The organism is Burkholderia sp. ABCPW 14, from assembly GCF_001523835.1.
Lineage (GTDB): Bacteria > Pseudomonadota > Gammaproteobacteria > Burkholderiales > Burkholderiaceae > Burkholderia > Burkholderia mayonis.
The window spans coordinates 81,545-104,762 of record NZ_LOVS01000132.1; the positions used below are offsets into that span (position 1 = coordinate 81,545).

General features: G+C 66.8%; 20 protein-coding genes and 3 pseudogenes. 11 read left to right on the forward strand and 12 right to left on the reverse strand.

What is annotated here, in order from left to right; all coding sequences use genetic code 11:
• Positions 1-30: 30 nt before the first annotated feature.
• Positions 31-567 (reverse strand): NUDIX domain-containing protein, encoded by a 537-nt coding sequence (locus WS62_RS20445; RefSeq protein WP_066574521.1) that lies wholly within the window; start codon positions 565-567, stop codon positions 31-33.
• A 132-nt stretch (positions 568-699) separates the two neighbouring features.
• Between WS62_RS20445 and WS62_RS36710 the strand changes: the two genes are divergently transcribed.
• Positions 700-945: a hypothetical protein gene (locus WS62_RS36710; RefSeq protein ID WP_156441065.1), complete on the forward strand. Its 246-nt coding sequence runs from the start codon at positions 700-702 to the stop codon at positions 943-945.
• 238 nt (positions 946-1,183) lie between these two features.
• Here WS62_RS36710 and WS62_RS20450 read toward each other — a convergent pair whose 3' ends face one another.
• Positions 1,184-2,725 (reverse strand): trypsin-like peptidase domain-containing protein, encoded by a 1,542-nt coding sequence (locus WS62_RS20450; RefSeq protein WP_066574523.1) that lies wholly within the window; start codon positions 2,723-2,725, stop codon positions 1,184-1,186.
• Positions 2,726-3,254: 529 nt separating this feature from the next.
• Positions 3,255-4,814, reverse strand: a complete 1,560-nt coding sequence (locus WS62_RS20460; protein ID WP_066574528.1) for a YbfB/YjiJ family MFS transporter — start codon at positions 4,812-4,814, stop codon at positions 3,255-3,257.
• Between the two features lie 151 nt (positions 4,815-4,965).
• On the opposite strand from WS62_RS20460, the gene WS62_RS20465 reads away from it, so the two are divergent.
• Complete coding sequence (locus tag WS62_RS20465) at positions 4,966-5,931, forward strand: LysR substrate-binding domain-containing protein (RefSeq protein WP_066574530.1); 966 nt, start codon at positions 4,966-4,968, stop codon at positions 5,929-5,931.
• Positions 5,932-6,269: 338 nt separating this feature from the next.
• Here WS62_RS20465 and alaS read toward each other — a convergent pair whose 3' ends face one another.
• Positions 6,270-8,906, reverse strand: a complete 2,637-nt coding sequence (alaS, locus tag WS62_RS20470; protein WP_066574532.1) for an alanine--tRNA ligase — start codon at positions 8,904-8,906, stop codon at positions 6,270-6,272.
• 737 nt (positions 8,907-9,643) lie between these two features.
• Between alaS and WS62_RS20475 the strand changes: the two genes are divergently transcribed.
• Positions 9,644-10,864: a CaiB/BaiF CoA transferase family protein gene (locus tag WS62_RS20475; RefSeq protein WP_066574534.1), complete on the forward strand. Its 1,221-nt coding sequence runs from the start codon at positions 9,644-9,646 to the stop codon at positions 10,862-10,864.
• A 463-nt stretch (positions 10,865-11,327) separates the two neighbouring features.
• Positions 11,328-12,134 (forward strand): hypothetical protein, encoded by an 807-nt coding sequence (locus WS62_RS20480; RefSeq protein ID WP_066574536.1) that lies wholly within the window; start codon positions 11,328-11,330, stop codon positions 12,132-12,134.
• Positions 12,135-12,676: 542 nt separating this feature from the next.
• Here WS62_RS20480 and WS62_RS20485 read toward each other — a convergent pair.
• A complete protein-coding gene (locus WS62_RS20485) occupies positions 12,677-12,916 on the reverse strand; it encodes an ornithine acetyltransferase (RefSeq protein ID WP_197422885.1) in 240 nt (79 codons plus the stop codon).
• A 232-nt stretch (positions 12,917-13,148) separates the two neighbouring features.
• On the opposite strand from WS62_RS20485, the gene WS62_RS20490 reads away from it, so the two are divergent.
• Entirely contained in the window at positions 13,149-14,858 is a 1,710-nt protein-coding gene (locus WS62_RS20490; RefSeq protein ID WP_066574538.1) for a glutamine--tRNA ligase/YqeY domain fusion protein, read from the forward strand.
• Positions 14,859-15,216: 358 nt separating this feature from the next.
• Here WS62_RS20490 and WS62_RS20495 read toward each other — a convergent pair whose 3' ends face one another.
• From WS62_RS20495 to WS62_RS20505, 3 genes are all read right to left on the reverse strand, one after another.
• Positions 15,217-15,693 carry an NUDIX hydrolase gene (locus WS62_RS20495; RefSeq protein WP_066574540.1) on the reverse strand — a complete coding sequence of 159 codons (477 nt, stop codon included), beginning with the start codon at positions 15,691-15,693 and terminating at the stop codon, positions 15,217-15,219.
• Positions 15,694-15,711: 18 nt separating this feature from the next.
• The gene (locus WS62_RS20500) at positions 15,712-16,098 is read right to left on the reverse strand and encodes an RT0821/Lpp0805 family surface protein (protein WP_066574541.1); all 387 of its coding nucleotides are present in this window, start codon (positions 16,096-16,098) and stop codon (positions 15,712-15,714) included.
• Between the two features lie 232 nt (positions 16,099-16,330).
• Positions 16,331-18,376: a glycoside hydrolase family 3 protein gene (locus WS62_RS20505; RefSeq protein WP_082721144.1), complete on the reverse strand. Its 2,046-nt coding sequence runs from the start codon at positions 18,374-18,376 to the stop codon at positions 16,331-16,333.
• On the opposite strand from WS62_RS20505, the pseudogene WS62_RS38860 reads away from it, so the two are divergent.
• Positions 18,353-18,532, forward strand: a pseudogene (locus WS62_RS38860) (hypothetical protein). The gene WS62_RS20505 and the pseudogene WS62_RS38860 overlap by 24 nt on opposite strands.
• Here the strand turns inward: WS62_RS38860 and WS62_RS38320 are convergent.
• Positions 18,478-18,708, reverse strand: a complete 231-nt coding sequence (locus WS62_RS38320) for a hypothetical protein (RefSeq protein WP_231748364.1) — start codon at positions 18,706-18,708, stop codon at positions 18,478-18,480. The pseudogene WS62_RS38860 and the gene WS62_RS38320 sit on opposite strands and share 55 nt — an antisense overlap.
• Here WS62_RS38320 and WS62_RS20510 point away from each other — a divergent pair.
• Positions 18,604-19,389 carry a M15 family metallopeptidase gene (locus tag WS62_RS20510; RefSeq protein ID WP_231748361.1) on the forward strand — a complete coding sequence of 262 codons (786 nt, stop codon included), beginning with the start codon at positions 18,604-18,606 and terminating at the stop codon, positions 19,387-19,389. The two genes, WS62_RS38320 and WS62_RS20510, sit on opposite strands and share 105 nt — an antisense overlap.
• A 41-nt stretch (positions 19,390-19,430) precedes the next feature.
• On the opposite strand, the pseudogene WS62_RS39055 reads toward WS62_RS20510, so the two are convergent.
• Positions 19,431-19,547 (reverse strand): annotated as a pseudogene (locus WS62_RS39055) (cytochrome-c peroxidase); the annotation flags it as partial.
• A gap of 32 nt (positions 19,548-19,579) precedes the next feature.
• Between WS62_RS39055 and WS62_RS34345 the strand changes: the two are divergent.
• A pseudogene (locus WS62_RS34345) lies at positions 19,580-19,806 on the forward strand (alkaline phosphatase family protein); the annotation flags it as partial.
• A gap of 22 nt (positions 19,807-19,828) precedes the next feature.
• On the opposite strand, the gene WS62_RS36720 reads toward WS62_RS34345, so the two are convergent.
• On the reverse strand, positions 19,829-19,996 hold the full coding sequence (locus WS62_RS36720; protein WP_156441066.1) for a hypothetical protein: 168 nt from the start codon (positions 19,994-19,996) through the stop codon (positions 19,829-19,831).
• A gap of 482 nt (positions 19,997-20,478) precedes the next feature.
• Between WS62_RS36720 and WS62_RS20515 the strand changes: the two genes are divergently transcribed.
• Genes WS62_RS20515 through WS62_RS20525 form a run of 3 tightly spaced genes read left to right on the forward strand, consistent with a single transcriptional unit; the run spans position 20,479 to position 22,613 of the window.
• Positions 20,479-21,630 carry an aspartate aminotransferase family protein gene (locus WS62_RS20515; RefSeq protein ID WP_082721133.1) on the forward strand — a complete coding sequence of 384 codons (1,152 nt, stop codon included), beginning with the start codon at positions 20,479-20,481 and terminating at the stop codon, positions 21,628-21,630.
• Entirely contained in the window at positions 21,620-22,129 is a 510-nt protein-coding gene (locus tag WS62_RS20520; protein WP_066574550.1) for a GNAT family N-acetyltransferase, read from the forward strand. The genes WS62_RS20515 and WS62_RS20520 overlap by 11 nt, the downstream gene beginning before the upstream one ends.
• Before the next feature lies 1 nt (position 22,130).
• Positions 22,131-22,613: an adenylyltransferase/cytidyltransferase family protein gene (locus WS62_RS20525; protein ID WP_082721134.1), complete on the forward strand. Its 483-nt coding sequence runs from the start codon at positions 22,131-22,133 to the stop codon at positions 22,611-22,613.
• Between the two features lie 28 nt (positions 22,614-22,641).
• Here WS62_RS20525 and WS62_RS36725 read toward each other — a convergent pair whose 3' ends face one another.
• Positions 22,642-23,202 carry a hypothetical protein gene (locus WS62_RS36725; RefSeq protein WP_197422882.1) on the reverse strand — a complete coding sequence of 187 codons (561 nt, stop codon included), beginning with the start codon at positions 23,200-23,202 and terminating at the stop codon, positions 22,642-22,644.
• Between the last annotated feature and the right edge of the window lie 16 nt (positions 23,203-23,218).

Consider the following 23,218-nt stretch of genomic DNA (forward strand, 5'->3'; position numbering starts at 1 on the left):
CGCGCCGGCGCGGCCCGCTGCTTCCGTTCCCTACTGACCGGGGAAGTCGACGAATTCGAAGTCTAGGCTGCGTGCGCGCATCCAGTCGGCGAGCGCCTGGCCCGTGCCGGCGCGCCACGGGCGCAGCCTCGGCGGATCGACGAGCCGGTATTCGAGCAGTTCCGGCGAGAGGCGAATCGTCCCGTTCGCGCGGACGTGATACGCGATGATCAATTCGTTCTTGCGGATGAATTCGTAGACGCCGACGAGCTTCACCGATTCGGCGTCGAGCGCCGTCTCCTCGCGCACTTCGCGGGCGATCCCCGCCTCGGGCGTTTCGCCGTGTTCGAGAAAGCCGGTGATGAGCGCGAACACGCCTTCGGGCCACGCGGCGTTGCGCGCGAGGAGGATCTTGCCTTCGTACTCGACGATCGCGGCGACGACGGGGATCGGGTTGTTCCAATGGACGTAGCCGCAGGTTGCGTCGGGGCACGCGCGGCGCGCGCGGCCGCCCTGCTCGGCGGAATCGGCGCGCTCGGCGAGCGCGCGCGCGCAGCGTGGACAGAATTGGTAGTCTGCGGTGGTCATCGTTGGAGAGGTGCGCGATTCTGCTCGGCTTCGTCGGCCTCGACCGAGCCGCGGCCGGCTCGGTGCGGGGAGCTCCCATTCTAGCGACTTTGGGTCGCACCGAGACACCACGCGATCGATGAATGATTCGAATTGCATTGGCCACGCGCCGCGTTCGCCGATTTGGCACGACACGCCTCTCATCCACCCGACATGCCGGTTTTGATTGCCATTCTTATTAAAGCTGGCCTGTATTCGGACCGGCTTTATACAAATGCATTTCATCCGGCAATCGCATCCGTCACGCAATTTCCCGGGCCACCGCGTTTTTTCGTGAGGAACCGCGATTTATCCGATCTTCATTCGACGGCCATCGACAGCGCGCAGCAAACCTTTTGACAGTTCGCCAAGCCGCTTTCTGAAGAATCAAGTGAAGCGTTATTTCAATCGTGTTTCGTGTTTTGCTTCTCGGCAAATACGGCCGCTTCTCGAACCGCCTCAAACGATCTCGATTGTCGGCGATCCGGGCGACGATGTGTTCGGACCGCACGTGGCCGGCAGCCGCATTCCGCCCCACGGGCTTTCAGGATCCGCGCGTCGACTCCCGTTCGTCGCTCCGACGATCCGACTGCGAACCTCACCTCATCTTCACCGAAACAAACCGCCGCTCATTCCCCCGCTGAATCAGCACCGCCACCACCTTCCCCGCCTTCGCCTCCAACGCCGGCACCATGTCCGGCGTCTCGATCAGCGTGTCGTTGAACTCCAGCACGACGTCGCCCGGCTGGATGCCCGCGTTTGCCGCCGGCCCGCGCACCGCGTCGACCACCATGCCGACCGGCAGCCCGGTCGAACGGCGCTCGTCGTCCGTCAGCGGATGCATCGTCAGACCCAGGCGGTCCGCGCCGCCGACTTCGCTCCGACCGACGCTCGCACTCCCCGACGGCGTCCCGGCCGACGTTCCCGTGGCCGCGCCCGGCCCGAGCATCAACGTCATCGGCGCCCGGTTGCGAAGCAGCGTGAGCATCGTGTTCGTCCCGGGCGGCAACGCAGCTACGTCGCCGGCGAGCTCGGCCGAGCGGCCGATCGGCTTGTCGCCGATCCGCACGATCACGTCGCCCGGCTTCAGGCCGATTGCGGCGGCGGGCGATCCCGGCTCGACCGCGTTGACGAGCGCGCCCGCCGACCGCGGCAAACCGAACGCGGCCGCGAGCCCCGGCCCGACATCCTGTACGTCGACGCCCAGCCCGCCCGGCGCCGCCGTGCGCTGCGCCTGTTGCGCCTGTTGCGCCTGTTGCTGCGCTTGCTGCCGCGTTTGTTGTTGTGCCTGCAGCACCTGCGTGCGCACCTTCGCCGCCAGATTGATCGGGATCGCAAAAGTCACGCTCGGATAACGGTCGCCGCCCGCATAGATCTGCACGTCGATGCCGATCACCTCGCCCGCGCGGTTGAATACCGGGCCGCCCGAGTTATCGAGATTGCCGGTTACGTCGGTCTGGAAGAATGCGAAGCTGCCGCCGTCCGGCAGCGTCCGCGATGTCGCGCTGACGATGCCCGTCGTCACCGTGTTCGCCGCGCCGTCGGGCGTGCCGATCGTCAGCACCGGCTCGCCGACGCGCACCCGCGACGAGTCGCCGAGCCTCACCGTCGGCAGCTTCGTCGCATCGACCTGAAGGACGGCGACGTCGCTCTGATCGTCGACCGCCAACACCCGCGCCTTGAACTCGCGTCGATCGATCAGCCGGACCGTCACCTCGGAGGCCTGGCCGACCACGTAGGCGGTGGTCAGGATGAGGCCGTCGGCGCTGACGATGAAACCGGATCCGGCGCCCGCCATCGCGCGCGGCGCGTTGTCCTGTGATGTCGGCGGCTGCGGCACGCCCAGCTTGAAGTACGCGGAGAACGGATCGTCGGGATCGAGGGCCTCGAGACCGGATGCCGACATTTGCGGCTCCGGCGCGGCCACGCTGACGTTCACGACGGCGGGCCCGTATCGCTCGACGAGCGTGGGGAAATCGACCGGCCCTGCCGGACCGATCTGTGCGATTCGCTTCGCCTTCAAAGGCTGCGGCAGGGTGCCTGCCGCGGTCGCCGTCGGCTGCAGGCAAGCATAGCCAGCAAGCACCACCCCGATCGCTACAGCGCGAACCCAGGCGCGGCCAAGTGTTTGACGAGACACAGTGCACCTCCAAGGCAGTCGTTACGCCAGGGGCCCATTGCGCGGCGCGCAAAGGACTAGCAAGCACTGATGAATCGATTATTGCATAGCGGCCGACGGCCGTGAGTCCGTGCTTCCACAAAATCTGCAACGGGCCGCTACTCGCGACGAGCGCTCGTCAGACGCTCGCCGAGCATGCATGAATGCGCGGCGAGCGCGGCGCGAACCTTCGAAAGGAGCCGCGAGTCTGTGCACGCCGGATGACGTGAATCGCGGCGGCGATTTGGCTCGGTCGGCGCTCGCCCGATCGATGCGGAACGCGTGCCGAACGGCAATACGGATTCGCCGTGAACTGGATCCGAATAAGAAAGGGGAAAAGCGGCGGCCAGCGCCGGCGACCGCGCACCCGATGCGGAAAAGAAAATCGGCGGCAGCGCGAGCGAAGCATCGTCTCGCCGGGCGCGGAGCACGACGCGTGCCGGCCGCATCGGCTCGACTCACACGCTCGAAACGCCCGCAACCGCTTCGCCCGGCGCGACCGGTCGAGCGCTCAAGCAACACGGCGGCCGTGTTTCGCCGCACGCGTCGCGTGCAACGCGACGGCCGCGAACCCCGCCGCCCCGACGGCCAACACGGCCGACGCGAGCCACAGCGCCGGCGAAAACGAGCCGGCATGCGCGGCGAGCGGCGCGGCCGCCAGCGGCCCGGCGATCTGGCCGACGCCGTAGGACGCGGTCGCATAGCCCATCAGGCCCGCCGCGCGTTCGCCGCGCAGGCGGCGCGCTTCGCGCATCGCGAACAGCGTGATCGCGGTGAACGGCAAGCCGACGAGCGCGCTGCCGAGCGCAAATCCGGGCGCCGTCGGCCAGACGATGCCGAGCGCGACACCGGCCGCCTGCACCGCGCAGCAGACCGCGAGCAACAGCCGGCTGTCCCAGCGGCTCGGCAGCCTCGCGCCGAGCAGCGCGCCGACGATCAGCGCCGCGCCGAACATCGGCCAGAACAGATCGGGCCACGGCGAGCGCGCGGGCAGCGCGGCGCGGGCGATCACGGGCAGGAACGTCGCCGTGATGATGTAGCCGAAGCCGGGCAGCCCGTAGAGGAGCACGAGCCAGAACGCGTCGCGCCGGGCGGCGGCCGGCGATGCGTTCGGCGTGCTCCCGGTCGATGCCGCAACCGCTTCACGCGGGCGGGCGACGTTCGCGGACGTGAAATTTTTCGCGGATATGGCTGTCGCGGCGTTGGTCGCGTTGGTCGCGTTGGTCGCGTTGGTCGCGTTGGTCGCGTTGGTCGCGTTGGTCGCGTTGGTCGCGTTGGTCGCGTTGGTCGCGTTGGTCGCGTTGGTCGCGTTGGTCGCGCTGGTCGCGCTGGTCGCGCCGGCCAACCCGATCGCGCGCCCCGTCTCGGCCCGGCCGCTCGCATCTGCCGCGCCGGCTCCGTCGCCGCCATTCTCCGTGCCGTTGCAAGAATGTTCGCCGCCCGCGTCGCGCACCGGCTCGCGCGCCGTCATCCCGAACGCGCGCCACACCACCGCCGACAACACCGCCGACGCCGCCGCGAACCCAATCCATCCGAGCGCCGCGCGCTGCCCCGCCAACGCGGAGCCGATCAGCCCGGTCACGACGATCCCGACCCCCGGCCCGGTGAAGATCACGCCGCCCCACGCAAGCGCGCCTCGCTCGGCGACACGCCGCAGCCCCCACTGCGACGCGAACACGAACGTCCATGCGCTGACCGCGCCGCCGACGAAGCGCACGAGCGCCCACACCCAGAACGGGCTCGCGATGCCCATCGCGAGTGTCAGCGCGACCGTCGCCGCGAGCCCGTAGCGCACCATCCGCGCAGGATCGACGGCGATGCGCGCACAGGTCATTGCGCCGACGAAGTAGCCGGCGTAGTTCGCGGATGCGAGCCAGCCGCCGTGCCGGATGTCGAGCTCGCCGCCCGCGAGCATCAGCGGCAGCAGCGGCGTGAATGCGAAGCGCCCGACGCCGAGCGCGACAGCGAGCGCCGCCGCGCACGCGAGCGCCGCATCGCGCGCCGCATGCTCGCCGGACGACACGTAAGGCGGCGCGCCGGCTTCGCCGCGGGAAGAAGAAAGTGAGCTCATCGGATTCAGGGGCGATCGGATTCAGGGGCGAAGCGGCCGACTCGAAGGGTCGGCAGCGTCGCGGCAAAGCCAAAGTCGACTCGATGCTAGCTTGACCAATCATTCTCGAAAAATGAATAATTCAGATTCGATCCATCCCATGGAGAGAATCATGGATCTGGCGGCGCTGGCGATCTTTCGCGCGGTCGTGCGCGAGAACGGCGTGACGCGTGCGGCCGCGAAGCTCAATCGCGTGCAATCGAACGTCACGACCCGCATCAAGCAACTAGAGGAACAGCTCGGCGCACCGCTTTTCGTGCGCGACGGCCGCCGGCTCGTGCTGACGCCCGCCGGCGAGACGCTGTTGCCGTACGCGGAGCGCCTGCTCGCGCTCGCCGACGAGGCGCGCCATGCCGTCCGCGAGAACCGGCCGCGCGGCCGGTTGCGGCTCGGCGCGATGGAGAGCACCGCGGCGAGCCGGCTGCCCGCGCTTCTCGCCCGCTATCACCAGGCGTGGCCCGAAGTCACACTCGAACTCGTCACCGGCACGACCGGCGAGCTGATCCACCGGGTGCGCGAATTCGAGCTCGATGCCGCGCTGGTCGCGACGCCGGCCGGCTCCGAGGCGCTCGGCGAGCCGTTCGAGACCGCGCCCGCATTCACCGAAGAACTCGTGCTGCTGACGCCGCGCGGCCATCCACGCGTGCGCACGCCGCGCGACATACTGCTGCCGACGCTCGTCGCGTTCGAGCGCGGCTGCGCGTATCGCGGCTGCGTCGAGCGCTGGTACGCCGCATACGGGCTGAAGCCCGGGCGCGTGCTCGAGCTCGGCTCGTATCACGCGATCGTCGCGTGCGTCGCGGCGGGCGCGGGCGTCGCGGTCGCACCGCGCTCGGTGCTCGCGGTCCAGCGCGAGCCGGACAGCCTCGGCGTGCACGCGCTCTCGGACTTCGCGCCGATCGACACGATGCTGGTCTGGCGCCAGGGACATTTGTCGGCGGCGCTCGCCGCACTGCGCGATGCGTTGCGAGACGCCGCCGCCGCGGCGAGCGCGACCGACGTCGCGGCAGACGAAGCCGCGAAAGCCTCGCGCCGGCGCACGCGCCGCGGCACGGCGGACGAGACGCTGCCGGCCTGACGAGGTCGACGCACGGGCGCGGCGTGACGCGCCATGGCAAGGCGTGGCGATGCAAAACACTGCCGCCGCGAACATCGTCGCCCCAAAAGAAAACGGTCCAACCGGCGCAAGCCGATTGGACCGTCTCTGTCATTCGATCATCTGGTCTTTGCCGCGGTGATCGCGGACGATAGAGGCGACCGCCCCGGCGACCACCGCAAGCGAGCCGAACATACCGGCCTTCGTGCCGCACGGACGCCGCCACCCACGACACTGTGCGCCGGCCGCGTCACGCACCTCCGCCGCAAAGACAGCGCGCCGAGCCTCGACGCGCCGCCCGGCCGCGCGTTACGGCCGCGTTACAGCCGCGCTTCGACCCAGCCCTTCACGCCCGCCAGCGCCGCCGGCAAGTTCGCCGGCTCGGTGCCGCCCGCCTGCGCCATGTCCGGCCGGCCGCCGCCCTTGCCGCCCACCTGTTGCGCGACGAAGTTGACGAGCTCGCCCGCCTTCACCTTCTTGCTCGCGTCGGCGGTCACGCCGGCGATCAGGCTCACCTTGCCGCCGTCGACCGCCGCGAGCACGATCGCCGCATTCTTCAGCTTGTCCTTCAGCTTGTCGACGGTCTCACGCAACGTCTTCGCGTCCGCGCCGTCGAGCGTCGCCGCGAGCACGTGCACGCCGCCCACTTCGACCGCCTGCAGCGCGAGCTCGTCGCCCTGGCTCGACGCGAGCTTCGATTTCAACGCGGCGAGTTCCTTCTCGAGCGACTTCACCTGGTCCTGCACCTGGCCGATCCGCTGGATCAGCTCGGACGGCTGCGCCTTCAGCGCGGCCGCCGCGGCGTTCACGCGCGCATCGAGCGCCTGCACGTAGCGCACCGCGTTGTCGCCCGTGATCGCCTCGACGCGGCGGATGCCCGCCGCGACGCCGCCTTCCGCGACGATCTTGAAGAGGCCGATGTCGCCCGTGCGATGCACGTGCGTGCCGCCGCACAGCTCGCGCGAAAAGCCGAGATCGAGCACGCGCACTTCGTCGCCGTACTTCTCGCCGAAGAGCGCCATCGCGCCGCCCTTCACCGCTTCGTCGTACGGCATCACGCGCACGATGCCGGGCGCGTTCGCGAGCACCTGCTCGTTGACGATGGCTTCGACGCGGCGGATTTCGTCATCCGTCAGCGGCGCGTTGTGCGCGAAGTCGAAGCGGGTCTTGTCCGCGTCGACGAGCGAACCCTTTTGCTGCACGTGCGAGCCGAGCACGTCGCGCAGCGCCTTGTGCATCAGGTGCGTCGCCGAGTGGTTGCGGGCGGTGCGCGCGCGGCGCTCGGCATCGATTTCCGCGCGGACCACGTCGCCGATCTTGAGCGCGCCCTGCTCGAGCGCGCCGTGGTGGCCGATCACGTCGGCCTGGACCTTCAGCGTGTCGGCGACCGCAAAGCGCGTGACCGCGTTCGCGAGCACGCCCTGGTCGCCGACCTGGCCGCCCGATTCCGCATAGAACGGCGTGTGGTCGAGCACGACGACCGCGCTCCGGCCCGCCTTCACTTCGTTGACTGACGAACCGTCGACGTACAGCGCGACGACCTTCGCGTCGTCGAACGCGATTTCCTCGTAGCCGTGGAACGTCGTCTTCGCGCCCGAGTAGTCGAGGCCCTGCGTCGCCTTGAACTTGCCGGCCGCGCGCGCCTGCTCGCGCTGGCGCGCCATCGCGTCGTCAAACGCCGGCTCGTCGACCGTCACGCCGCGCTCGCGGCACACGTCGGCCGTCAGGTCGAGCGGGAAGCCGTAGGTGTCGTGCAGCTTGAACGCGAGTTCGCCGTCGAGCGTCTTGCCGCCGGTTTTGCCACCTGCGGCGTCGAGCTCGCCGAGCGCGGCCTCGAGGATCGACATCCCGTGCTCGATCGTCTCGAAGAAGCGCTCTTCTTCCTGGCGCAGCACGTCGGTCACGCGCTGCTCGGCTTCCTTCAGCTCCGGATACGCTTCGCCCATTTCCGCGACGAGGTCGGCCACCAGTTTGTGGAAGAACGATTCCTTGCGGCCGAGCTTGTAGCCGTGGCGGATCGCGCGGCGCACGATCCGGCGCAGCACGTAGCCGCGGCCCTCGTTGCCGGGGATCACGCCGTCGACGATCAGGAACGAGCACGCGCGGATGTGATCGGCGATCACCTTCAGCGAGTTGTTCGTCAGGTCGCTGATGCCAGTCTCGCGCGCGGCGGCCTTGATGAGATTCTGGAACAGATCGATCTCGTAGTTGCTGTGCACGTGCTGCAGCACGGCCGCGATCCGCTCGAGGCCCATGCCGGTGTCGACGCAAGGCTTCGGCAGACGCGTCATGTTGCCTTGCGCGTCGCGGTTGAACTGCATGAACACGAGGTTCCAGATCTCGATGTAGCGGTCGCCGTCTTCTTCCGGCGATCCCGGCGGGCCGCCCCACACGTCCGGGCCGTGATCGTAGAAGATTTCCGAGCACGGGCCGCACGGGCCCGTGTCGCCCATCTGCCAGAAGTTGTCCGACGCGTAGCGCGCGCCCTTGTTGTCGCCGATCCGGATGATCCGCTCGGCCGGCACGCCGACTTCCTTCGCCCAGATGTCGTACGCCTCGTCGTCGTCGTGATAGACGGTGACCCAGAGCTTGTCGGCGGGCAGCTGGTAGACGGCCGTCAGCAGTTCCCACGCGTAGTGGATCGCGTCGTGCTTGAAGTAGTCGCCGAACGAGAAGTTGCCGAGCATCTCGAAGAACGTGTGGTGGCGCGCGGTGTAGCCGACGTTCTCGAGGTCGTTGTGCTTGCCGCCCGCGCGCACGCTGCGCTGCGAGGTGGTCGCGCGGGAGTACGGGCGCGTCTCGGCGCCGAGGAACACGTCCTTGAACTGCACCATCCCCGAATTGGTGAAGAGCAGCGTGGGGTCGTTTCCGGGCACGAGGCTCGACGAGCGAACGATCGTGTGGCCCTTCGATTCGAAGAACTTGAGGAATTTCTCGCGGATTTCGGCGGCTTTCATAGCGTGCGGGGACGGTCAGGCCAAAACTGGGTTGAGCGCCGGCCGTTCCGGTGGGCGGACGGCGGCGCGTTTCTGAAACGATCGATTATACGGGATAGATCCCGGCTCGCGGCCGGCGGGCGTTCCGGGCGGACGCGGCGCGGTTTGGGGGAGCGTTCGGCAACGCATTCGGCGGCGCATTCGGGGGATCGTTCGGGGGATCGTTCGGGGGAAGCGTCCGAGGAATACACGAAGAACGTCCGGGCGACAGACTTGTCCGTGGCGCGGCGAACACGGGCGGACTGCGGCGAACGACCGCTCGCGATGTACCCATGCGCCAGCCGATTCACACAGGAAGGAACGCGCCGAAGCCGCGCGGAAACGACGCCCGAGCCGTTCCGGAACCACGACGGAGCCTCTCGGAGCCTATTTGGAGCCTCCTTGGCGCTTCGCTGAAGCCTCGCTGGAGACTCTCGTAGGAGCCTCGTAGGTTGCACGTTAGAGCCTCGTTGGAACCGCACTCGCCCTCCGCCGCGTATCACGCGTCGAGCTCGCCGCATCGCCCGCCATCGCCGCACCCAAGCGCAGCCGAGCCGCCTGCGCTGCCCCGCCTTCGCGACAGCCGTGCACGAATCGCTTTAAGATGCGGCGGGAGACGACCAACCGGCCACGCACCCGCGCGGCCGCGCCACGACCGGCGCGACGCCGCCCGGCGCACGCCGGCCGACAGAGCAGCCAACAGAGGAGACTGATCGAAGATGGGAGCCCTCAGCCATATCCGCGTCCTGGACCTGAGCCGCGTGCTCGCGGGCCCGTGGTGCGCGCAGACGCTCGCCGATCTCGGCGCCGACGTGATCAAGGTCGAGCGCCCGGACGTCGGCGACGACACCCGGCACTGGGGCCCGCCGTACCTGAAGACGCCGGACGGCGCCGACACCCGCGAAGCCGCGTACTACCTCGCCGCGAACCGCAACAAGCGCTCGGTGACGATCGACATCGCGACGCCCGAAGGCCAGCGGATCGTCCGCGAGCTCGCCGCGCAGTGCGACGTCGTGCTCGAGAACTACAAGGTCGGCCAGCTCGCGAAGTACGGGCTCGACCATGCGTCGCTGAAAGCCGTGAAGCCCGACCTCGTCTACTGCTCGGTGACGGGCTTCGGCCAGACGGGCCCGTACGCGCACCGCGCGGGCTACGACTTCATCATCCAGGGGATGGGCGGCTTCATGAGCATCACGGGCGAGCGCGACGGCCTGCCGGGCGGCGGCCCGCAGAAGGCCGGCGTCGCGATCGCCGATCTCGCGACGGGCCTCTATTCGACGATCGCGATCCTCGCCGCGCTCGCGCACCGCGACCGCACGGGCGAAGGCCAGCACATCGACATGGCGCTCCTCGACGTGCAGGTCGCGCTCCTCGCGAACATGAACACGAATTTCCTCGCGAGCGGCAAGCCGCCCGTGCGCTGGGGCAACGCGCATGCGAACATCGTGCCGTACCAGACGTTCGAGACGAGCGACGGGTGGATCATCGTCGCGGTCGGCAACGACGGGCAGTTCCGCAAGTTCGTCGAGGCGGGCGGACGCGCGGCGCTCGCCGACGACGAGCGCTTCGCGACGAACCCGGCGCGCGTGCGCCACCGCGACACGCTCGTGCCGATCATTGCCGAGATGACGAAGACGCGCACGAAGCGCGAATGGCTCGACGCGCTCGAGGCGGTCGGCGTGCCGTGCGGACCGATCAACGACCTCGCCGAGGTGTTCGACGACGAGCAGGTGCGCGCGCGCGGCATGCAGGTCGAACTGCCGCATCCGAGCGGCGCGAACGTGAAGCTCGTGCGCAACCCGATCCGGATGAGCGAGACGCCGCCCGACGCGCGCACTGCGCCGCCTCTCCTCGGCGAGCACACGGACACGGTGCTGCGCGACATGCTCGGCTACGGCGACACGGCGATCGCGGCGCTCCGGGACAAGCGCGTCGTGTGAGCGCGGCTGGCGGGCGCGCGGCGTCGGATCGCGTGCCCGCGTTCTTTCTCGCGAGCGGCCCGTGTGGGCCGCTTCGCTTCTTCGGCTCCACGCCAATTCGAGCTTCCGAACTAGCGAACTTTCGAGACTTCGGAACTTCGGAACTTCGCACTTCGCACTTCGCACTTCGCACTTCGCACTTCGCACTTCGCACTTCGCACTTCGCACTTCGCACTTCGCACTTCGCACTTCGCACTTCGCACTTCGCACTTCGCACTTCGCACTTCGCACTTCGGCACTTCGGCACTTCGGCACTTCGGCACTTCGGCACTTCGGCACTTCGGCACTTCGGCACTCCAGGACCTCGCGACTTCGATCATTCGCCCCTCGCGCGCAGCACGCCGGGCGAGCACGCGACGACATCGCCCCGTCATAACCGAACGGTACAAAGCGGGCTCTCCCGCTTTCTCCGTCGAGGTTCCGCATGTCGTCGCGCCGCAAGTTCCTGCTCTCCACGTCCACCGCCGCCACGCTGCCGCTCGTCAGCGCGGTCCTGAGCGCGTGCAACGACAGCATCGCCGAACCCGCGATCAGCGATGCCGAACTCGCGCGCCAGATGGTCGGCAAGCTGACGGCCGGGCTGAACGACGCGTCGACCGCCGCGACGATCGAGCCGTACCTGATGGACGTCGGCTTCACGTGGGATCTGCCGACGATCGCCGCCGCGCAGATCGACCGCATCGTCGCGTACAGCTTCGGCAACCGCCCGAACGCGGCGAGCGGCAACACGCCGACGAACGGTGCGAACCAGACCGCGCTGCCCGATCCCGGCCCCGTCAACGAGGCGCTCGCGGATGCGATCTTCAGGATCCGTCAATCGAAGTCCGTCAAGGTCTACGCGCAGTGGGAAATCGCGCGCTTTCTCACGTCGAAGTACCAGATGACCGATGTCCATTCGATCGAGCCCGTCGTCGCCGCGGACGGCTCGATCACGTACCTGAGCACCGACGGCGTCGCAGCCGCGATCGCCGCGCTGGAAGGCGGTGGCGCGGCGATGGGCAACGTCGCGGTCGTCGGCCATCGCGATCATGCGAAGCGCTGCATCCAGACGTCACGGGCGCGCGGGATGAAGGCGGCCGCGGTCGCGGAGGTCGCGCTGCCGACGCTGTACGACCCGCAGTCCGGCCAGGCATGGACGCGCCGCCGCGACCTGTACCTCGTCCACGACATGTACGCGCAGCTCGCGGCGCTGCGCGCGAACCTGATCGCGGCCGCCTATCCGAACGGCTGATTCGGCAGCGATCGCACGTTGGACGTTGGACGTTGGACGTTGGACGTTGGACGTTGGACGTTGGACGTTGGACGTTGGACGTTGGACGTTGGACGTTGGACGTTGGACGTTGGACGTTGGACGTTGGACGTTGGCACGAAAACGAGAAAAGGGGAAAGCACGAAAGCGGCACGAATGCTCGATGTACGACATCGACCGTCAACCGCGGCACGAAACGGCAGCGCCACGCCCGCGGACGCCCGGAACGAAGGATCTCAAAGACCGCTCGACGAAGCCGCCGACCGCGAGCCCTCCCGAGCGCGAAGGCCCGACGAAAGCCGGCCCCCAAAACGAAACGGGCGCGCCGATGGCGCGCCCTTTGGCTCGACCGTTGCGGCGAACCTGCGTCAGCATTCCTGCGATCGGAATGACGGGAACGACGGCAACCACGAAAACGGCGAAGCCGACTCGCCGATCCGGCATGCGGCGCCGCCCCCCGGCGGCCGCGTGCGATACCGGCCGTCGGCACGGACGAAACGCCGCGCGTTCGGCCGCCGCGCCGCTTAGCGCACGCCGGCGCCGACGAGGCCGCCGGCCGCCGCGCCCGCGACCGTACCAATCGGGCCGCCCGTGATCAGGTAGCCGAGCGCGCCGCCCGCCGCCGCGCCGATGCCGGCGTTGCGCTGCGTGTGGGTCATCGCGCACGCGCTGAGGCTGGCGAGCACCACGGCGATGACGGTGGTGCGAACGAGAAAGCGGGCCTTCTTCATCATGATGCTGTCTTCGAAAGCGTTGCCGCGCATGGCACGGCGCGGCGGCATGAAACCTAGTGAACGCATCTTATGAAAGCCGAATCCGGCCCGCAAAGCGATTTACCTCCTGTTACAGCGGCAACACATGCGCACAAATGCCGGAAAACGCGTCGCGCCGCCCGCTGCAAGGGGCCGCGCTCCTCACGACGGTCGTCCGTCAGGTAGAATTGACAAGTTCGAGCGACGCAGCACGCGTCCTCTCCCCTTTTCTTCCCTGTCCCGCATGAGCACCGAACGCAACGACGCCACCGCGCCATCCAATTTCATCCGCAACATCATCGACGACGACAACCGCACGAGCAAATGGAGCGGCCGCGTCGAGACGCGCTTTCCGCCCGAGCCGAACGGCTATCTGCACATCGGCCACGCGAAGAGCATCTGCCTGAACTTCAGCGTCGCCCGCGACTACGGCGGCGTGTGCCACCTGCGCTTCGACGACACGAATCCGGAAAAGGAAAGCGTCGAGTACGTGAACTCGATCGTCGACGCGGTGCGCTGGCTCGGCTTCGACTGGCAGAAGGACGGCGTCGACCACCAGTATTTCGCGAGCAACTACTACGACAAGCTCTATGAATTCGCCGAGCTGCTGATCCAGCGCGGCAAGGCGTACGTCGACAGCCAGACCGCCGACGAGATGCGCACGAACCGCGGCTCGCTGACCGAGCCGGGCGCGGCGTCGCCGTTCCGCGACCGCTCGCCCGAGGAGAACCTCGACCTGTTCCGCCGGATGAAGGCGGGCGAGTTCAAGGAAGGCGAGCACGTGCTGCGCGCGAAGATCGACATGAGCTCGCCGAACATGAACATGCGCGACCCGGTGATCTACCGGATCCGCTACGCGCATCACTACCGCACGGGCGATGCGTGGTGCGTGTACCCGATGTACGACTACACGCACTGCATCTCGGACGCGATCGAGAACATCACGCACTCGCTCTGCACGCTCGAGTTCGAGGATCACCGCCCCCTCTACGACTGGGTGCTGAACGAACTCGCGGACGCCGGCGTGTTCACGCGGCCGCTGCCGCAGCAAATCGAATTTTCGCGGCTGAACCTCACGTACGCGATCACGAGCAAGCGCAAGCTGCTGCAGCTCGTGACGGAAGGCCACGTCGACGGCTGGGACGACCCGCGGATGCCGACGATCGTCGGCGTGCGCCGCCGCGGCTTCACGCCCGAAGGCATCCGCCTGTTCTGCGAGCGGATCGGCGTGACGAAGATCGATTCGTGGATCGACATGAGCGTGTTCGAAGGCGCGCTGCGCGACGATCTCGACGACAAGGCGCCGCGCACGGTCGCCGTGCTCGATCCGCTCAAGCTCGTCATCGACAACTACCCGGAAGGCCAGACCGAGGAATGCACGGCGCCCGTGCACCCGCACCATCCGGAGCGCGGCCAGCGCACGTTCCCGATCTCGCGCGAGCTGTGGATCGAGCGCGAGGATTTCAACGAGAATCCGCCGAAGGGCTATTTCCGGCTGTTCCCGGGCAACAAGGTGCGGCTGCGATACGGCTACGTGATCGAATGCACGGGCGCGGACAAGGACGAAAACGGCAACGTGACCGCCGTCCACTGCAACTACTATCCGGACAGCAAGTCAGGCACCGAAGGCGCGAACAACTACAAGGTGAAGGGCAACATCCACTGGGTGAGCGCCCCGCACGCCTGCCCGGCCGAAGTGCGGATCTACGATCGCCTGTTCAAGGAGCCGCATCCGGACGCGGGCGGCCGTAACTTCCTCGAGGCGCTGAATCCGGATTCGAAGAAGGTCGTTCACGCCTATCTCGAGCCGGGCGCGCGCGACGCGACGCCGGAAGCGCGCTATCAGTTCGAGCGCCACGGCTACTTCGTCGCCGACCGCGTCGATTCGAAGCCCGGCCAGCCGGTGTTCAACCGGATCGTCGGCCTGCGCGACAGCTGGGGCAAGCCCGCCTGACGGCGGCTGCGGCGCGCTCGCCGCTTGGTGCCACGCGAAAGGGAAATGCCCGGCCCAGGCCGTAGTGCCGTTTGGTTAAGATCAAAAAGGCCGCTCCGGTATCAATCGAAGCGGCCTTTTTCCTGGGTTCCGCAAGGCCAGGCCACGGCGAACCACGCTTGATTGAATGGCATGACGGCCCAGGCCGGGCATTTTCGTTTGAGCCTCGCGCCGACGTGGCGGCCGCTTCGGCAATCAGCTCCGGCCGCGGCGATTCATGCCGGCTTTCGGTTTCGCATCCGGTCTCGCCCCCGGCCCGGCATCCGCGAACGGCGCGGGACCGCCACCGCGCTTGTCGCGCTTGTCGCGCTTGCCGCGCTCAGCCTGGCAGCGACCGATGCAGATCCGCGAGCGACAACGTCGTCCGGAAAAGCCGCGCAAGGCTGCGGCTCGCGTATGCGTCCACGTCGCCCGGCTCGGTCCAGCGGAACGCGTCCATCTCCGGAATCATCGTCCCGTCGCGGCGGCTCGGAAACATCGACGTGCATTCGCAGCGCGACAGATCCGTCTCGTGCTCGGCCGCGCGCGCGGCGAACAGGTGCAGATCCTTGTCGTGCCGGTACGCGAACAGGCCGAGATCGACGAGCCGCACGGGATCGAGCACGATGCCCGTCTCCTCGACCAGCTCGCGCAGCGCCGCCTGCTGCGCGGTTTCCCCCGGCTCGCCCTGGCCTTTCGGAATGTCCCAGTGTGTCGTGTCGGTTGCATGCGCGAGCAACACGCGGCCGGCGGGATCGAGGAACACCACCCCGCACGACACCGTGCGCGGCCGGCCGCGCGGCTTCATCGCGCTCATCCGCGCGTCACGCCCGCATCAGCGCTTCTGCAACTGCCAGTTGCCGGCCGCGGTCTTGCAATAGAGCGGCTGCAACGTCATCGACTGCCCCTTCGCCTCGATCTCGGTCTTGATCTCGCGGCACGTGCGGCCTTCCTGCTCGGTCGTGCTCGGCGTCAGCTTCGCCGAAAGCTTCGTGCCGCGGCCCTGGTTCAGCCAGTCGACGGTCTCGCCGTCCTTCGCTTCGTCGCGGACCTTCTGCACCGCCTTCGTCAGCGACGCGGTGTCGGCCTTGCTGAAATAGCTGATCGGCGTGTCGTTCAGGAAGCCCAGGTTGTTCTGCGCATGCGCGGCAAACGCGGCCGCCGCGCACACGGCGCCCGCCAGCACGCGCGACAGGATCGAGACACGGGCTCGCATCGTCATGTTGTTCTCCTTTGGAAGCAATCGAATGTCCGGCGCGCGGCTTCGCTCGCGCGCCGGAAGAGCGCTCAAGGATAACTGCAACGAACCGTATTTGAAACCGATCCGGCGGCGCTGCGCCGCTTCGTGAGGGCTTTGCCGCCCGGATTCGGCGGCGAATTCGCGGCAGGCGGCGGGCAAAGCGCGGCGATCGGCCGCGCCGCTGCCCGCCTCCGTCGCGACGCCTTCTCGGCGTTCAGTACTGCAGCCCGAAGCCGCGCGGATAACGCAGCGGCCCCGTCGAGCCATCCGCGTTCAGCGCATGGATCGCGACCGGCAGCCTGCCGACCGGCCGCTCGACGCCCAGCATCGCGTCGACGGCGGCGGGCAGCGACGGGCCGCGCAGCCCGCCTTCGTAGCCGTAGTACGCGTACGTCGCGAGCGTCGCGTCCGCGACGTCGTCGTAGCTGATCACGTCGTATGGCGCGCGCATCGTCACGTGAATCACCGTCTTGCGCCGCGCCTTCGCGTAATCCATCGCGTCGCGCATCTGCTGCGCCTCGCTTCGCACGGCGACGGCCAGCACGCTCTTGCGCGCGCCCATGTCCGCGCCCGCAGCGGCGCCCGCGTTCTCGACGTGATCGAAGATCACCGAGCCTTCTTCCTGCCCGTTCGCGGGCGCCGTCTGCCGCATCAGCGCGGCCGCGGGCGGCGCGACGCGCGCGTTCGGATCGCCGTTGTGCTCGACGGGCGTGACGCCCGTCGACAGCGTGCCGACGATCACGATGTCCGCCGCATCGATCGCCTGCTGCTGCTCGGCCCACGTGATCGCGCTCAGCTTCGCGCCCGTCACGAGCGGATGGCCGAGCTCGGCGAAGCGGCGCCGCATCGCCTCCGCCTGCTCGCCCCACGGCGTCAGGATGAAGATCCGCCGGCCCTGCGCCTGCAGCGGCAGCGTGCCGTTCTCGTTGCGCAGCAGCGTGATCGACTTCTGCGCGATGTCGCGCTCGACCGCGCGATGCGCGGGCCCGCCGATCGACGCGAGCTCGTCGAGCGGCCTGCCGCGGTCCGCCGCGCTGATGCCGTTGCGCAGCTTCGTCAGCACGATCCGGCGCACCGAGCGATCGAACTCGGCGCGATCGATCCGACCGGACTCGACCGCCGCCGCGACGCGATCGACGAGCGCCGTCAGGCGGCCCGCGTCCGCCGCCGTGCGAAACTCGACGGGCATCAGCGCGATGTCGACATCCGCCTGGAACACCTTGACGACCGCATCGTCTTGTTCGAAGAAATCGGCGATGCCCTTCATGTCGAGCGCATCGGTGATCGTCACGCCCCGGTAGCCGAACTCGCCGCGCAGGATGTCGTGCTGGATGCGCCGCGACATCGTCGCGGGCGCGATCATCGGCTCGCCCGTGCGCGTCGTCACGCGCGTGTCGTCGAGCGACGGATACTGGATGTGCGCGGTCATGATCATGTCGGGCGCCTGGCCCGCGTCGATCGCCTGCCGGTACGGCGCGAGATCGATCGCGTATGCGTCGGCGCGCGACTTGATCACGACGGGCAGTCCGTAGTGCGAATCGGTATCGGTATCGCCGTGCCCGGGGAAATGCTTGAACGTGCCGATCACGCGCTCGCTCTTCATCCCCTGCGCCATGCGCCGGCCGAGCTGGCTGATCGTCGCCGGATCGTCGCCGAACGAGCGCACGTTGATGACGGGATTGAGCGGATTGCTGTTGACGTCGACGTCCGGCGCGAAGTTCACGTTGAAGCCGACCGCCGCGATTTCCGCCGCGAGCACGCGGCCCATGTCGTAGGCGAGCTGATCGTTCTTCGTTGCCTCGTAGGCCGCGCCGAGCGCCATGTTGCCGGCGAACGCCGTCGCCTCGACGCGCGGCAGGCGGAACACGTTGCCGCCCTCCTCGTCGATGCCGATCAGCAGGCCGACCGGGCTGTCGGCCGCGGGCGCCGCCTTGATCCCGTCGATCAGCCGGCGCGTCTGCTCGATGCCCGTCAGATTGTTCGAGAACAGGATCACGCCGCCGATGCCGTTCTCGCGCAGCGCGTCGCGCGCGGCGTCGGGGAATTCGGTCATGCCGGCCGTGCAGGTCGGCTGCCCGTCCGGGCACCAGTACCGGAACGCCATCATGATCTTCTGGCCGACCTTCTGCCGGGTCGACATCCGCTCGACGATCGCGTCCGCGCGCGACTCGATCGTCGCATCGTCGTCGCCCGAGCACGCGCCGAGTGCCGCCGTCAACGCCAACGCAACGGGGAAATAAACCAAGCTTTTCTTACGCATCTTCACCGAATCCTTACCGCGTGAATGCCCGCGGCATTTACGCCATTCCATTCGTCATCCGGCATCCCTATCGGCTTTCGGTTCATCGGTACTCCGGAACTTCATGCATATTCATTCACTCTGAATGCGAATTCATGGAATTCATCAAACCAATGATCGATATGCGACTTCTGCCGCGAACATTCTCGCCGATTCAGCAGTGCGCGCAGCATAGCACGGTGCTTTTCGTGCTGCTTTCGGTTTTCGGCGCAACGAGCGCTTTTGCCGATATCAGCCGAATCACGGTCGCGCAATGCGCGAATATGCATGCCGAGCGCGTAATAAGCGATCATTCGCCGGTTCAATGCGAGCGATTGAAAAACGTGTCTTTCGATTACGTGAATTTCGACGGCCAAACGCAAAAAGGCGAAGTCGTCGTGCTCGATGCGCTCGCCGAACGCGTGCAGACGATCTTCGACACGCTATACCGAATGCGCTTCCCGTTGAAGCAGGCGGTGCCGATCGAGCGCTATCGCGGTGACGACGACGCGTCGATGAACGACAACAACACGTCGGCGTTCAACTCGCGACAGAAGACAGGCCGCGACGAGTGGTCGATGCACGCGTACGGCGTCGCGATCGACATCAATCCGCATCAGAACCCGTACGTGTCGTTCGGCGACGACGGCAGCGCGCGCGTGCTGCCGTCGCCGGCCGCGAAGACATCGATGAACCGGCTCGACGAGCGGCCGGACAAGCCGGCGCGCCCGGGCATGGCCGAGCGCGTCGTCGACGTGTTCGCGGACAACGGCTTGCTGCGCTGGGGCGGCTATTGGGACGACCCGATCGACTATCAGCACTTCGAAGTGGGCTCGCGCGCGCTCGTCGCGCGCATGGTCGATGCGCCGCCGGACGATGCGCGCCGCATGTTCGAGCAATATGTCGCGTCTTATGCGGACTGCATTGCGCGCACGCAAGACTTGAGCCATGCGGCAGCGCGCGCCGCGTGCGTCGGCGACGCGCTGCGCGAGTAAAGGACGGCGGCTGCGATGCGCCGCCGCCCGCTTCGCCTTTCTCAGCGATTGCCGCCTGCGGACTTCGCGTGCGGATCGTAGCCGTCGGTGAGCGTGCCGAGGAACGCGATCACGTCCTGGATCTCCGCATCGGTCAGCACGGGCGGATCGCCGCGCTCGCCGCCGACCCGCGCGCGTCGTAAGCGGCGAGCCCCACAGCGACCACAGAGGCCCGAGCACGCGCATTCCTGCGTTCGTCATCTCGCCGTTCGCGGAGCAAGGCTTCGTCGATCACACGCGGTACGACACCGCACCGATCGTGCGCATCATCACGCATCGCTGCCGCGCCTGCAGCCGCGTGGCGACGCGCTCGCCGCGAACGGCGGCAAGCCGATGGGCAACCTGACGAACGCGCTCAACTTCAAGCTCGGGAACTGAACGCCGACGCACGAACATCCGCTCAAGCAAGCAACATCGTTTCGATTGGGCGACCCGGCTGCTTTTTTTCGGCTTCGAGTCTCGTGCGCGCCGCCGCTCTTTTTTCGGACGAGCGCGGCGTATGCCACGACGAACCGGCAACGCGCCGACGCAGGACGCTCACGTCGGCGCGAAGCTTGACGAGCAACATATCGCACGCGTCCGTTCGCGACCCAAGCGGCGCATGGCGTCGAACGCCCCTTCGGGGCGACATTTAGCTGCATGGAATCGTTCGCCGATCGCGCGAAAGACAACGACGCGACGCGTTCAAGGACCTTTTCAAGTTGCCCTCGCCCCGAGTTCGACGCCTCCCCGCGGGTCGGCACGCCTTCCGCGATTTCCGCCAGCCATCGGCTTCGCCCGCCATTCGAGATGCACGTTTCCGTCATCTACTCCATAAATTCGGAGGGCTATTTAAACATATATTAACTAATGTAAATCCGTATTGTTATCGGATCGCCATCAGCCATGAAAATAGAAATCGACGAAACGCGAGTTGGCAATGTACTGGCCGGCTGGAATCATCTAGCGGGGATCGGCCCCATTCAAATTTCAAATGCCCGAGGATCCCGAATACAAACGTGCTCCGGCGAATGGCGCGACGATTACATAATGGGCTGAAGCTCGTGTTTTCTGGGCCATGACAGCCCCGTCATCCGGGAATCCGTCACTCGTGCGATGTCGTGCGGCTTCCTGCAGCAATATGAGACCGAGCGTCATCAACTTCTGAGCGAACGTTTTTGTGCCGCGGTTCCGTGCGCGGAAAAGCTGCGCCTCGTCAATTCCGGCCTAGAAGCCACCATGTATGCGACGCGGATCGCACGCGCCGTCACCGGCAAGCGCTTGATCTTGAAGTTTGAAGGACACTTCCACGGTCTAAACGACACGCTCACCTGGAACATCGACTCGTCCCCGCGAAGCGGAGCGATGCTCGAGAACGGCGAACTCGAACGCGTCGCGGGCACCGTGGGCATTCCTGACGAACTCGGTCAACTGACCGTTCCGCTGCCGTGGAACGATCTGAATGCGGCTCGAAACGCGTTCGAACGTTACTCCTGCGACGTCGCCGGCGTCATCCTGGAGCCGATCGCGCTGAACATCGGCTGCATCAAGCCCGACGACGGTTTCCTTCAAGACCTGCGCGCGCTTGCGACAAAGCACGAAGCGTTGCTGATCTTCGACGAGGTCCTGACCGGCTTTCGATCCAATCTCGGCGGCGCTCAGCAAGAGCTCGGCGTCATTCCCGACATCGCGACATACGGCAAGGCATTCGGTTGCGGCATGCCGATCGCGGGAATCGCGGGCAAGGCCGAATATATGGACGTCATCGCACCGAGAGGCCCCGTGCAGATCAGCGGCACGAATACCGGACGCTATCTGTCGGTCTCCGCCGCGCTGTCGGTTCTCGAATATCTGGCGGACGGGTCCGTTTATCGATATGTCGCGGATTTGGAAAGCCGGCTCAAAAACGGCCTGAGAGAAGTGTTCGACCGGCACGGCATCCCATGCCACATCGACGGATATGGCGGCCGGATCGGCGTTCACATCGGCGCGTCGAAACGTCCGCGCACGATGAGAGACATCGAGCGCACCTATCCCGTAGCGTTTGCGCACGAACTATTCCGCCTATTGTCGACCGAGTACAGGTTATACGGATTTTTAATGCCGTTGAGCTATTGCCCGGAGCCGGTGACGCTTTCCGCTGCGCATACGCCGCAGATGATCGACGACGCGTGCGAACGACTGGATCGCGCGCTCGACAGACTGGAATATCATGCCAACTAAAAAAGAGAGCACCATTCTCGTTCGGCGCCTCGAAGCCGCCGACATCCAGGCGGTTCTCCAATTGGTTTCGCAAATCGACTCGCCGGATGACCTGGCTCAATCCGCGAACCTCCAATTCATCCGCGAATTGGAATGCCCCGGCGACGAAGAAGCGCGGTTCGTCGCCACTCATGAAGGCCGCATCGTAGGAACGATGGGCTGCGGCCCCGGGCCCATCCCTTCGAAGCACGTACTGTGGGCGGATTGGTTGATCGTCGATCGCGACTATCGCCGGCGCACCATCGCGTCGCAGCTCTATGCGGAAATCGAGGCTTTCGCGCTAAGCCTCGAAAAAAACTATTTGTGTCTCGACATCGGCAACATCGATCGCGAGCGTGCCGCCTACGACTTTCATCTGCGTAACGGATTTCAAATAGTCGGACAGATTCCTGATTATTGGGGGAAATTCGAGCATCTCAACATCATGGCGAAATGTCTCATTTCTCAGGATCGATACTGATATGACTGTTCTACAGAGAATCACCGAATTGCAGGGCCTCGCCCGCAGCTATCGGGCGGATGGTCTCGTCGTAGGACTGTGTCACGGCTGTTTCGATATCGTTCATCTCGGGCACATCCACCATCTGCGGCAAGCCAGCACGCTCGTGGATCGCTTGTTCGTATCGATCACCGCCGACGAGTACGTCAATAAGGGACCCAATCGGCCAATATTTCCGGCCCGCGTTCGCGCGGAATTCATCGCGTCGATCCGATATTGCGATCGCGCCATCGTCAATCAGTCGCCGACCGCCGAATCCGTCATTTCGACGCTCCGGCCCGACGTGTTCTTCAAGGGCGCCGACTACCGGTCGAGCACCGACCCGAGAATAAACGCGGAGCGCGCCCTCGTCGAAAACAGCGGCGGTCGCGTGGTCCTGACCAACGACGCGATCATGGATTCTACGTCGCGAATCGCGCATCTCATCCTGTCAGAAAGCGCGTGACCCACCGGAGCGTGGAATGCCGACTCTTCTATTGCTCGATCTCGACGGAACGCTCGTCGACACCCCGCACTACGAAGCCTGGCGCAGCGCCGCGCGCCGCATCGGGGCCGACGAGCTCACCTACCCGGAATATGTCGCGCACATAGCCGGACGGCCGCGCTTGGACGGCGCCGCACGCCTGCTCCTCCTCAAGAAAGGCCGCGCGTCCGCCAATCCGCGCGTCGCGGCCGACAGCGGCGCGCTCGCGGAAATCAAGCAGCGCGAGTTTCTTCGGCTCGCCGCCCATACCCGGCTTTTCGACGACGCGCTGAGATTGCTCGAAAGAGTCGAAGCGGCGAAGCAACGTGTCCTCTTTTACACGGCGTCGCGCAACGCGCCCGGCCTGTTCGACGCCGCGCTGCGCAGGGCGGGCAAAACGCTCGATCCGCGCGCGATCGTGCAGCAGCGGCGGGATCAGGCGAGAGAAGCGCTGTTCCTGCGCCTCATCGGCGAGCATGCGCCGGACGCGGTCACGCTCGTCGACGACGCGCCGCATGCCGTCGATGCGGCTTGCGACCTCGGCATCCGGGCCTGCCAGATCCGCCGTCACGCATTCGAGCCGACGG